At 41.6% G+C, this 12,273-nt stretch carries 9 protein-coding genes, 2 pseudogenes and 1 other annotated feature; of the genes and pseudogenes, 10 read left to right on the top strand and 1 reads right to left on the bottom strand.

Annotated features, from left to right (window positions below):
- Positions 1–65: 65 nt before the first annotated feature.
- The 8 genes from HT691_RS02555 to rplL all read left to right on the top strand — a co-directional run bounded on the left by HT691_RS02555 (position 66) and on the right by rplL (position 9,550).
- Positions 66–1,352 (top strand): homoserine dehydrogenase, encoded by a 1,287-nt coding sequence (locus tag HT691_RS02555; protein ID WP_023932756.1) that lies wholly within the window; start codon positions 66–68, stop codon positions 1,350–1,352.
- A 1-nt stretch (position 1,353) separates the two neighbouring features.
- The gene (gene thrB / locus HT691_RS02550; protein WP_031243300.1) at positions 1,354–2,223 is read left to right on the top strand and encodes a homoserine kinase; all 870 of its coding nucleotides are present in this window, start codon (positions 1,354–1,356) and stop codon (positions 2,221–2,223) included.
- A gap of 194 nt (positions 2,224–2,417) precedes the next feature.
- The gene (gene msrB, locus HT691_RS02545) at positions 2,418–3,356 is read left to right on the top strand and encodes a peptide-methionine (R)-S-oxide reductase MsrB (protein ID WP_023932754.1); all 939 of its coding nucleotides are present in this window, start codon (positions 2,418–2,420) and stop codon (positions 3,354–3,356) included.
- Positions 3,357–3,413: 57 nt separating this feature from the next.
- Positions 3,414–5,138: an ABC transporter ATP-binding protein gene (locus tag HT691_RS02540; RefSeq protein ID WP_023936095.1), complete on the top strand. Its 1,725-nt coding sequence runs from the start codon at positions 3,414–3,416 to the stop codon at positions 5,136–5,138.
- 1 nt (position 5,139) lies between these two features.
- Entirely contained in the window at positions 5,140–6,888 is a 1,749-nt protein-coding gene (locus tag HT691_RS02535) for an ABC transporter ATP-binding protein (RefSeq protein WP_023932752.1), read from the top strand.
- Positions 6,889–7,099: 211 nt separating this feature from the next.
- On the top strand, positions 7,100–8,359 hold the full coding sequence (locus HT691_RS02530; protein ID WP_000862496.1) for a TRZ/ATZ family protein: 1,260 nt from the start codon (positions 7,100–7,102) through the stop codon (positions 8,357–8,359).
- A 75-nt stretch (positions 8,360–8,434) separates the two neighbouring features.
- Positions 8,435–8,570, top strand: a sequence feature (ribosomal protein L10 leader region).
- A gap of 38 nt (positions 8,571–8,608) precedes the next feature.
- Positions 8,609–9,109: a 50S ribosomal protein L10 gene (gene rplJ / locus HT691_RS02525; RefSeq protein ID WP_001287278.1), complete on the top strand. Its 501-nt coding sequence runs from the start codon at positions 8,609–8,611 to the stop codon at positions 9,107–9,109.
- Between the two features lie 72 nt (positions 9,110–9,181).
- Complete coding sequence (gene rplL / locus HT691_RS02520; protein WP_001196965.1) at positions 9,182–9,550, top strand: 50S ribosomal protein L7/L12; 369 nt, start codon at positions 9,182–9,184, stop codon at positions 9,548–9,550.
- A gap of 363 nt (positions 9,551–9,913) precedes the next feature.
- On the opposite strand, the gene gdhA is transcribed toward rplL, so the two are convergent.
- Positions 9,914–11,260, bottom strand: coding sequence for an NADP-specific glutamate dehydrogenase (gene gdhA, locus HT691_RS02515; RefSeq protein WP_000199528.1), 1,347 nt, complete (start codon positions 11,258–11,260; stop codon positions 9,914–9,916).
- 203 nt (positions 11,261–11,463) lie between these two features.
- Between gdhA and HT691_RS11240 the strand changes: the two are divergent.
- A pseudogene (locus HT691_RS11240) lies at positions 11,464–11,644 on the top strand (hypothetical protein); the annotation flags it as partial.
- 56 nt (positions 11,645–11,700) lie between these two features.
- Positions 11,701–12,235 (top strand): annotated as a pseudogene (locus tag HT691_RS02510) (transposase); the annotation flags it as partial.
- Between the last annotated feature and the right edge of the window lie 38 nt (positions 12,236–12,273).

Below are 12,273 nucleotides of genomic sequence, written 5' to 3'. Positions count from 1 at the left end.
TATGATAGGAATTTTCACAAAATTCTGTTATAATGGCTATATTAGAAAATTTCGAGGAGATAAAGATGACAGTTAAAATTGCTTTACTAGGATTTGGTACCGTTGCAAGTGGTGTGCCTTTCCTCCTAAAGGAAAATGGAGAAAAAATCAATCAATCAGCACATTCAGAGATTGAAGTTGCTAAGGTATTGGTCAAGGATGAAGATGAAAAGAATCGCTTACTTGCAGCAGGGAATGACTTTAACTTTGTAACCAATGTGGATGATATTTTATCAGATCAAGACATTACAATCGTAGTGGAATTGATGGGGCGTATCGAACCTGCTAAAACCTTTATCACTCGTGCCTTGGAAGCTGGAAAACACGTTGTTACTGCTAACAAGGACCTTTTGGCTGTCCATGGCGCAGAATTGCTAGAAATCGCTCAAGCTAACAAGGTAGCACTTTACTACGAAGCAGCAGTTGCTGGTGGGATTCCAATTCTTCGTACTTTAGCAAATTCCTTGGCTTCTGATAAAATTACGCGCGTGCTTGGAGTAGTCAACGGAACTTCCAACTTCATGGTGACCAAGATGGTGGAAGAAGGCTGGTCTTACGATGATGCTCTTGCGGAAGCACAACGTCTAGGATTTGCAGAAAGCGATCCGACGAATGACGTAGATGGGATTGATGCAGCCTACAAGATGGTTATTTTGAGCCAATTTGCCTTTGGCATGAAGATTGCCTTTGATGATGTAGCCCACAAGGGAATCCGCAATATCACATCAGAAGACGTAGCTGTAGCTCAAGAGCTTGGTTACGTAGTGAAATTGGTTGGTTCTATTGAGGAAACTTCTTCAGGTATTGCTGCAGAAGTGACTCCAACCTTCCTACCTAAAGCGCACCCACTTGCTAGTGTGAATGGCGTAATGAACGCTGTCTTTGTAGAATCTATCGGTATTGGTGAGTCTATGTACTACGGACCAGGTGCGGGTCAAAAACCAACTGCAACAAGTGTTGTAGCTGATATTGTCCGTATCGTTCGTCGTTTGAATGATGGTACTATTGGCAAAGACTTCAACGAATATAGCCGTGACTTGGTCTTGGCAAATCCTGAAGATGTCAAAGCAAACTACTATTTCTCAATCTTGGCTCCAGACTCAAAAGGTCAGGTCTTGAAGTTGGCTGAAATCTTCAATGCTCAAGATATTTCCTTTAAGCAAATCCTTCAAGATGGCAAAGAGGGTGACAAGGCGCGTGTCGTTATCATCACACACAAGATTAATAAAGCCCAGCTTGAAAATGTCTCAGCTGAATTGAAGAAGGTTTCAGAATTCGACCTCTTGAATACCTTCAAGGTGCTAGGAGAATAAGATGAAGATTATTGTACCTGCAACCAGTGCCAATATCGGGCCAGGTTTTGACTCGGTCGGTGTAGCTGTAACCAAGTATCTTCAAATTGAGGTCTGCGAAGAAGGAGATGAGTGGTTGATTGAACACCAGATTGGCAAATGGATTCCACATGATGAGCGTAATCTCTTGCTCAAAATCGCTTTGCAAATTGTACCAGATTTGAAACCTAGACGCTTGAAAATGACCAGTGATGTTCCCTTGGCGCGTGGTTTGGGTTCTTCCAGCTCAGTTATTGTGGCTGGGATTGAACTAGCCAACCAATTGGGGCAACTCGACTTGTCTGATCATGAAAAATTGCAGTTAGCGACCAAGATTGAAGGACATCCTGACAATGTGGCTCCAGCCATTTATGGTAATCTCGTTATTGCAAGTTCCGTGGAAGGGCAAGTCTCTGCTATCGTAGCAGACTTTCCAGAGTGTGATTTCCTAGCCTACATTCCCAACTATGAATTGCGTACTCGCGACAGCCGTAGTGTCTTGCCTAAAAAATTGTCTTATAAGGAAGCTGTTGCTGCAAGTTCTATCGCCAATGTAGCGGTTGCTGCCTTGTTGGCAGGAGACATGGTGACCGCTGGGCAAGCAATCGAGGGAGACCTCTTCCATGAGCGCTATCGTCAGGACTTGGTGAGAGAATTTGCGATGATTAAGCAAGTGACCAAAGAAAATGGGGCCTATGCAACCTACCTTTCTGGTGCTGGGCCGACAGTTATGGTTCTGGCTTCTCATGATAAGATGCCAACAATTAAGGCAGAATTGGAAAAGCAACCTTTTAAAGGAAAACTGCATGACTTGAGAGTTGATACCCAAGGTGTCCGTGTAGAAGCAAAATAAAGAATAGAAGATAGGATGGGGAAACTCTTGACCAGAGGGCTTCATATCCTTTTTTTGAAAAGAAGTTTATACTCAGTGAAAATCAAAGAACAAACTAGGAAGCTANNTGTTTTGAGGTTGCAGATGTGAGCTGACGTGGTTTGAAGAGATTTTCGAAGAGTATTAGTTAAAAACGTGATAAAGGAGAAATAAAGATGGCAGAAATTTATCTAGCAGGTGGTTGTTTTTGGGGCCTAGAGGAATATTTTTCACGCATTTCTGGAGTGCTAGAAACCAGTGTTGGCTACGCTAATGGTCAAGTCGAAACGACCAATTACCAGTTGATCAAGGAAACAGACCATGCAGAAACGGTCCAAGTGATTTACGATGAGAAGGAAGTGTCACTCAGAGAGATTTTACTTTATTATTTCCGAGTTATCGATCCTCTATCTATCAATCAACAAGGGAATGACCGTGGTCGCCAATATCGAACTGGGATTTATTATCAGGATGAAGCAGATTTGCCAGCTATCTACACAGTGGTACAGGAGCAGGAACGCATGCTGGATCGAAAGATTGCAGTAGAAGTGGAGCAATTACGCCACTACATTCTGGCTGAAGACTACCACCAAGATTATCTCAGGAAGAATCCTTCAGGTTACTGTCATATCGATGTGACCGATGCTGATAAGCCATTGATTGATGCAGCAAACTATGAAAAGCCTAGCCAAGAAGTGTTAAAGGCCAGTCTATCTGAAGAGTCTTATCGTGTCACACAAGAAGCTGCTACAGAGGCTCCATTTACCAATGCCTATGACCAAACCTTTGAAGAGGGGATTTATGTAGATATTACGACGGGTGAGCCACTCTTTTTTGCCAAGGATAAGTTTGCTTCAGGTTGTGGTTGGCCAAGTTTTAGCCGTCCGATTTCCAAAGAGTTGATTCATTATTACAAGGATCTGAGCCATGGAATGGAGCGAATTGAAGTTCGTTCTCGTTCAGGCAGCGCTCACTTGGGTCATGTTTTCACAGATGGACCGCGGGAGTTAGGCGGCCTCCGTTACTGTATCAATTCTGCTTCTTTACGCTTTGTGGCCAAGGATGAGATGGAAAAAGCAGGATATGGCTATCTATTGCCTTACTTAAACAAATAAAACAGAGAGTGGGGCTTCCCACTTTCTTCATTTCTAGAATATGAATAGAAGGGATTTATGAAACACCTATTATCTTACTTCAAACCCTACATCAAGGAATCAATTTTAGCCCCCTTGTTCAAGCTGTTAGAAGCTGTTTTTGAGCTCTTGGTTCCCATGGTGATTGCTGGGATTGTTGACCAATCTTTACCTCAGGGAGATCAAGGTCATCTCTGGATGCAGATTGGCCTGCTCCTTATCTTTGCAGTAATTGGCGTTTTAGTGGCCTTGATAGCTCAATTTTACTCAGCAAAGGCAGCAGTAGGCTTTGCTAAGGAATTGACAAACGATCTTTATCGTCATATTCTTTCCTTGTCCAAGGACAGCAGAGACCGTCTGACAACTTCTAGTTTGGTCACTCGCTTGACTTCGGATACCTACCAGATTCAGACTGGTATCAATCAATTCCTGCGTCTCTTTTTGCGAGCGCCCATTATCGTTTTTGGTGCCATTTTTATGGCTTATCGAATCTCAGCTGAGTTGACTTTCTGGTTCTTAGTCATGGTTGCCATTTTGACCATTGTCATTGTAGGGTTATCTCGATTGGTCAATCCTCTCTACAGTAGTCTCAGAAAGAAAACGGACCAACTGGTTCAGGAAACGCGCCAGCAATTGCAAGGGATGCGGGTTATTCGTGCTTTTGGTCAAGAAAAACGAGAGTTACAGATTTTTCAAACCCTTAACCAAGTTTATGCTAGATTACAAGAAAAGACAGGTTTCTGGTCTAGTTTATTAACACCTCTGACCTATCTGATTGTCAATGGAACTCTTCTCGTTATTATCTGGCAAGGCTATATTTCAATTCAAGGAGGAGTGCTCAGTCAAGGTGCTCTCATTGCTCTTATCAATTACCTCTTACAGATTTTGGTGGAATTGGTCAAGCTAGCCATGCTGATCAATTCCCTCAACCAGTCCTACATCTCAGCTAAGCGAATCGAGGAAGTTTTTGCTGAGGCTCCAGAAGATATTCATTCAGAATTAGAACAAAAGCAAGCTAGCAGTGATCAGGTTTTACAAGTTCAAGAACTGACCTTTACCTATCCTGATGCGGCCCAGCCTTCTCTGAGAGACATTTCCTTTAATATGAAGCAAGGGCAAATCCTTGGTATCATCGGAGGAACTGGTTCTGGTAAATCAAGCTTGGTGCAAGTCTTACTTGGACTTTATCCAGCAGACAAGGGGAGTATAGACCTTTATCGAAATGGACGTAGTCCTCTTAATTTGGAGCAGTGGCGGTCTTGGATTGCCTATGTGCCCCAAAAAGTCGAACTCTTTAAGGGAACCATTCGTTCTAACTTGACTCTAGGTTTACATCAAGAAGTATCTGACCAGGAACTCTGGCAGGCCTTGGAGATTGCGCAAGCTAAGGATTTTGTTAGTGAAAAGGAAGGGCTCTTGGATGCCACTGTTGAGGCAGGAGGTCGAAATTTCTCAGGTGGACAAAAACAAAGGCTGTCTATTGCTCGCGCAGTCTTGCGCCAAGCTCCATTTCTCATCCTAGATGATGCGACCTCGGCCCTCGACACCATTACCGAGTCTAAGCTCTTGAAAGCTATCCGAGAAAATTTGCTAAATACGAGCTTAATCTTGATCTCTCAACGAACCTCGACTTTACAGATGGCTGACCAGATTCTCCTCTTAGAAAAAGGAGAGCTCCTAGCTATCGGCAAGCACGAGAACTTGATGAAATCTAGTCAAGTTTATCGCGAAATCAATGCATCCCAACATGGAAAGGAGGACTAGCATGAGACGACAAACTGCAAACCAGACGCTCACACGCTTGGCAAAAGATTTAGCAAGTCATCCCTTCCTCCTTTTCCTAGCCTTTCTAGGAACTATTACCCAGGTTGGCTTATCAATCTACCTACCTATCTTGATTGGGCAGGTCATCGACCAAGTCCTAGTGGCTGGTTCTTCACCAGTTTTTTGGCAGATTTTTCTCCAGATGATCTTGGTAGTTATAGGAAATACTCTGGTACAATGGGCCAATCCTCTTCTTTATAATCGCCTAATCTTCTCTTATACCAGAGACTTGCGAGAGCGAATCATCTATAAGCTCCATCGTTTACCGATTGCTTTTGTGGAGCGGCAAGGAAGTGGAGAGATGGTCAGTCGGGTAACCACGGACATCGAACAGTTAGCAGCTGGCTTGACCATGATTTTTAACCAATTTTTCATTGGTGTCTTGATGATTTTGGTTAGCATTCTAGCCATGCTGCAAATTCACCTCCTCATGACTCTCTTAGTCTTGCTGTTGACGCCACTGTCTATGGTGATTTCACGCTTTATTGCCAAACGCTCCTATCATCTCTTCCAGAAGCAAACAGAGACAAGGGGAATTCAGACTCAGTTGATTGAAGAATCGCTTAGCCAGCAGACTATTATTCAATCTTTTAATGCTCAGGTAGAGTTTATCAAAAGACTGTGTGAGGCTAATGACAACTACGCAGGCTATTCGCAGTCGGCCATCTTTTATTCTTCAACGGTCAATCCTTCGACTCGCTTTGTCAATGCGCTCATTTATGCGATTCTAGCTGGAGTAGGAGCTTATCGTATCATGATGGGGTCAACCTTGACCATTGGGCGTTTAGTGACTTTTTTGAACTATGTCCAACAGTATACCAAGCCCTTTAACGATATTTCTTCAGTGCTAGCTGAGTTGCAAAGTGCTCTGGCTTGCGCAGAGCGCGTCTATGCTGTCTTAGAAAGTCCTGAGGTTGCTGAAACAGGCAAGGAAGTCTTGACCAGTGACCAAGTTAAGGGAGCTATTTCCTTTAAACATGTCTCTTTTGGTTACCATCCTGAAAAGATTTTGATTAAGGATTTATCTATTGATATTCCAGCTGGTAGCAAGGTAGCCATCGTTGGTCCGACAGGTGCAGGAAAATCAACCCTTATCAATCTTCTTATGCGTTTCTATCCTATTAACTCAGGAGATATCTTGCTGGATGGGCAATCCATTTATGATTATACCCTAGTATCATTGAGACAGCAGTTTGGCATGGTGCTCCAAGAAACCTGGCTCAAGCAAGGAACCATTCATGACAATATTGCTTTTGGAAATCCTGAAGCCAGTCGGGAGCAGGTGATTGCTGCTGCCAAAGCAGCCAATGCAGATTTTTTCATCCAACAGTTGCCACAGGGATACGATACCAAGTTAGAAAATGCAGGAGAATCTCTCTCTGTCGGTCAGACCCAGCTCTTGACTATAGCGCGAGTCTTTTTGGCTATTCCAAAGATTCTTATCTTAGACGAGGCAACTTCCTCCATCGATACACGGACAGAAGTGCTAGTACAGGATGCCTTTGCCAAACTCATGAAGGGGCGCACAAGCTTTATCATCGCCCACCGTTTGTCAACCATTCAGGATGCGGATTTGATTCTTGTCTTGGTAGATGGCGACATCGTGGAGCATGGCAATCATCAGGATCTCATGGCTAGAAAGGGTAAGTATTACCAAATGCAGCAAGCAGCAGCTTTTAGCTCTGAATAAGCCATTCTCTTTTGAAAGTTTATGGACGAAAAAAGTTGCCTTCGGGTGACTTTTTTGTTACAATAGCTAGAAAAATTGTTCACTGTAATACTCAATGAAAATCAAAGAGCAAACTAGGAANNCTGACGAAGTCAGTAACCACACCTACGGCAAAGTGAATCTGAAGTAGTTTGAAGAGAGTATAACTTGTCTTTTAGAAAAGGAGCCTATAATGAAAGTCTTTCAGAATGTAAATATCGTGACTTGTGATCAAGATTTCCATGTTTATCTTGATGGAATCTTAGCAGTCAAGGATTCTCAAATCGTCTATGTCGGTCAAGATAAGCCAGCGTTTTTAGAGCAAGCTGAGCAGATTATAGACTATCAGGGAGCTTGGATTATGCCTGGGTTGGTCAATTGCCACACCCATTCTGCTATGACAGGTTTGAGAGGAATTCGGGATGATAGCAATCTCCATGAATGGCTCAATGACTATATCTGGCCAGCAGAAGCTGAGTTTACTCCCGACATGACTACTAAGGCGGTCAAAGAAGCTCTGACAGAGATACTCCAGTCAGGAACAACAACCTTTAATGATATGTATAATCCCAATGGTGTGAATATTGAGCAGATTTATCAGGCAGTGAAAGATTCCAAGATGCGTTGTTATTTTTCTCCGACTCTTTTTTCTTCAGAGACAGAAACAACTGCTGAGACTATAAGCAGAACTCGATCCATCATAGACGAAATCTTAAAATATAAAAATCCAAATTTCAAGGTTATGGTAGCACCTCATTCTCCCTATAGCTGCAGTAGAGACTTGCTGGAAGCGAGTTTGGAAATGGCAAAAGAGCTTGCTATTCCAATCCATATCCATGTGGCGGAGACCAAGGAAGAATCAGGCATTATCCTGAAACGATACGGCAAACGCCCCCTCGCCTTTCTAGAAGAACTGGGTTACTTAGATCATCCGTCTGTCTTTGCTCATGGGGTCGAATTAAACGAGCGAGAAATTGAACGCTTGGCAACTTCTCAAGTGGCTATTGCTCACAATCCTATCAGTAATCTCAAACTGGCATCAGGAATTGCTCCAATTATCCAGCTCCAAAAAGCAGGAGTAGCAGTCGGAATTGCGACTGACTCGGTCGCTTCCAATAACAATCTTGATATGTTTGAGGAGGGACGGACTGCAGCCCTTCTTCAGAAGATGAAAAGTGGAGATGCCAGCCAATTTCCTATCGAAACAGCTCTCAAGGCACTGACAATCGAAGGGGCTAAGGTTCTAGGAATGGAAAATCAGATAGGAAGTCTAGAAGTCGGCAAGCAGGCAGATTTTCTCGTTATTCAACCACAAGGCAAAATCCATCTCCAACCTCAAGAAAATATGCTCTCTCACCTAGTTTATGCTGTCAAATCCAGTGATGTTGATGATGTCTATATTGCTGGAGAACAGGTTGTTAAGCAAGGTCAAGTTCTGACAGTAGAACTTTAGAAGAAAAATCACGAAAAATTTTAAAAAAAGTTTGTAAAAATCTTGCATTCTTTTTTTGACTATGCTATACTTATATACGGTTTGAAAAAACTGCCTAAGACAGTAGGGGAGCTCGACTCATAAATATCCTACCGAGGACAAAACGTATCATGTAAAAAGAAGCGTATTGTACTTTCGTGTCTAGGTTTGGGCGCGTTTTTCTTTTGGAAAAATTCCCCAAGCAAAATAATTACGGAGGTGAACACACTAATGAGTGAAGCAATTATTGCTAAAAAAGCGGAACTAGTTGACGTAGTAGCTGAAAAAATGAAAGCTGCTGCATCTATCGTCGTTGTAGACGCTCGTGGTTTGACAGTTGAGCAAGATACAGTTCTTCGTCGTGAGCTTCGTGGAAGCGAAGTTGAGTATAAAGTCATTAAAAACTCAATCTTGCGTCGTGCAGCTGAAAAAGCTGGTCTTGAAGATCTTGCATCAGTATTCGTTGGACCATCTGCAGTAGCATTTTCTAACGAAGATGTTATTGCACCAGCGAAAATCTTGAACGACTTTTCTAAAAACGCTGAAGCACTTGAAATCAAAGGTGGTGCAATCGAAGGCGCTGTCGCATCTAAAGAAGAGATTCTTGCACTTGCAACTCTTCCAAACCGCGAAGGACTTCTTTCTATGCTCCTTTCTGTACTTCAAGCGCCAGTGCGCAACGTTGCTCTTGCAGTCAAAGCGGTTGCAGAAAGCAAAGAAGACGCAGCTTAATCTTAAGCTACGTAGCGTAGCCTAGCTACGAAAATCTATTATAAATTTAAAACATATTTGGAGGAAATAACAATGGCATTGAACATTGAAAACATTATTGCTGAAATTAAAGAAGCTTCAATCCTTGAATTGAACGACCTTGTAAAAGCTATCGAAGAAGAATTTGGTGTAACTGCAGCTGCTCCTGTAGCTGTTGCTGCAGCTGGTGCTGCTGACGCTGGTGCTGCTAAAGATTCATTCGACGTTGAATTGACATCTGCAGGCGACAAAAAAGTTGGCGTTATCAAAGTTGTACGTGAAATCACAGGTCTTGGTCTTAAAGAAGCTAAAGAACTTGTTGACGGTGCACCAGCACTTGTTAAAGAAGGCGTTGCAACTGCAGAAGCTGAAGAAATCAAAGCTAAATTGGAAGAAGCTGGAGCTTCAGTTACTCTTAAATAATAGAGCGACTACATTAGTAGCTTAAAAACATGATTAAATCGCTATTCTTAGGAGTAGTGGTTTTTCTTTTTGTTTAAGAAGTTGGCGAGTAAGTAATACTCAATGAAAANNGACGAAGTCAGTAACATATCTACGGTAAGGCGACGCTGACGTGGTTTGAAGAGATTTTCGAAAAGTATAAAATAGATTGAATTTAGAATAGTCCACTGAGTTTTATAAAACATTGTTAGAAATTGGTTTGAATTCCGCAATCAATTTGTTCGGTTTTTATTTCATTTAATTTAATTAAATTAGAATTTCCCAACCGTTTAACTCAAGATAAAAATCCCCAATCGAAGCGATTGAGGATTAAGCAAATGAATCTTAAACAATACCTTGGGCAATCATAGCGTTTGCTACATTTTCAAATGCAGCAATGTTTGCTCCTGCAAGATAGTCTTTATCAAGACCATATGTTTCTGAAGTTGTTTTAGCTGTGTTGAAGATGTTTGTCATGATGTCTTTGAGACGTCCATCAACTTCCTCACGAGTCCATGAGAGGCGAAGACTGTTTTGGCTCATTTCAAGGGCTGAAACGGCTACACCACCAGCGTTGGCAGCTTTGGCAGGTCCGTAGAAGATACCATTTTCTTTGTAGATTTTGATGGCATCAAGGTCGCTCGGCATGTTGGCACCTTCAGATACACAGATAACGCCTTGAGCAACCAAACGTTTAGCTGCTTCACCGTTGATTTCGTTTTGAGTAGCACATGGAAGCGCAATATCATAGTTTCCAGCGTAAGTCCATACAGAACCTTCGTGATATGTTGCAGTTGCTTTCTCAGCTGCATACTCAGTCAAACGAGCACGACGTTTCTCTTTAACATCAACCAAAAGATCGAAGTCGATACCATTTTCATCGATGACATAACCGTTTGAGTCAGATACAGAGATGACAGTAGCGCCAAGTTCAGTCGCTTTTTGAAGAGCGTATTGAGCAACGTTCCCAGAACCTGAAATAACCACTTTCTTACCAGCAAAGCTATTACCGTTAGCTTTCAGCATTTCTTCAGTATAGTAAACCAAACCGTAACCAGTTGCTTCTGGACGAATCAAGCTACCACCAAATTCAAGAGGCTTACCAGTCAAGACACCAGCATCAAATTGGTTAAGACGCTTGTATTGACCATAAAGGTAACCAATTTCACGTCCACCTACGCCGATATCACCAGCAGGTACGTCAAGTGATGGTCCGATGTGTTTTTGCAACTCAGTCATGAAGCTTTGGCAGAAGCGCATCACTTCAGCATCTGTTTTACCTTTAGGATCGAAGTCTGATCCACCTTTACCTCCACCGATTGGAAGTCCAGTCAAGACGTTTTTGAAGATTTGTTCAAATCCGAGGAATTTCAAAATCCCTTGGTTTACAGTTGGGTGGAAACGAAGTCCTCCTTTGTATGGTCCAACAGCTGAGTTGAATTGAACACGGTAACCACGGTTTACTTGAATTTTTCCATCACGGTCAACCCAAGGAACACGGAAAGAAATTACGCGCTCAGGCTCAGTAATACGTGCCAAGATATTTTCTTCGATATACTCAGGGTGTTTTTCAAATACAGGTTCCAAAGTGTTGAAAAATTCTTCAACAGCTTGGAGGAATTCAGCCTCGTGCCCATTACGAGCTTTTACAGTTTCAAACACGCTTTGGATATATTCTTTAGCAGATGTCATATCGTTCTCCTTTTGTTGTCATATTTTATTACATGAGCTATTATAGCAGAATTTTTTTAAACTGTAAAGAGAAAAACAAAAATTTTCTAAAAATTCTTTCAATTTAGTTTTAAGACTTTTTGAAAATAGACAAAAAACGAACCTTTTTCTTGTAAATATCTTTCTCAAAGAGAAAATCTGAAAATATGCTATAAGAAAAGAAAATGTTTAGCAATTCAGAAATCACTTGTTAATTTATCCATGATATGTTAGATTTGCCAGCAAAACTATGACCATTTTGGAGGAAAGAAATATTTACATCTCCTTATTCAGGGCAGGATTTTCTATACAAGTATAGATGTCTTGCTGGAGTTGGATCATGGAACCCAAGCGGTTATTGAGATTTAGAACTATCATCAGAATTTTTTCATTAGACTTGTTCGGTAACCATAAAGTACTATACTATCTATGAACAAGACCCAGAAAAAGTAGCCTTATTTCTTAAGAATTTTAATAGTTTAAAGCACTTAGCACCTGTTTATATTGATGAAACAGGATTCGATACTTACTTTTATCGAGAATATGGTCGCTCATCAAAGGGTCAGTTAATAGGAGGTAAAGTCTCTGGAAGAAGATATCAGGGGATTTCTTTGGTTGCAGGTCTAACAAATGGTGACTTAATCGCTCCAATGACCTACGAAGAGACGATGACGAGCGACTTTTTTGAAGCATGGTTTCAGAAATTTCTCTTACCAACATTAACCACACCCTCAGTTATTATTATGGATAATGCAAGATTCCAATAGAATAGCTAGGATAGAATTCTTGTGTGAAGAGTTTGGGCATAAACTTTTACCCCTTCCTCCCTACTCACCTGAGTACAATCCTATTGAGAAGACATGTGCTCATATCAAAAAGCACCTCAAAAAGGTATTACCAAGTTGCAATACCTTTTACGAGGCTCTTTTGTCCCACTCTTGTTTCAGTTTGTTATAAACACCTAAGATAAGAGCTATACTAGGTAAATAAAAATC

Origin of the sequence: Streptococcus sp. 477, assembly GCF_013277295.1 — a bacterium.
Lineage (GTDB): Bacteria > Bacillota > Bacilli > Lactobacillales > Streptococcaceae > Streptococcus > Streptococcus pseudopneumoniae.
Note: the sequence above shows the minus strand (reverse complement) of the source record. Positions and strands in the feature narration are given on the sequence as shown.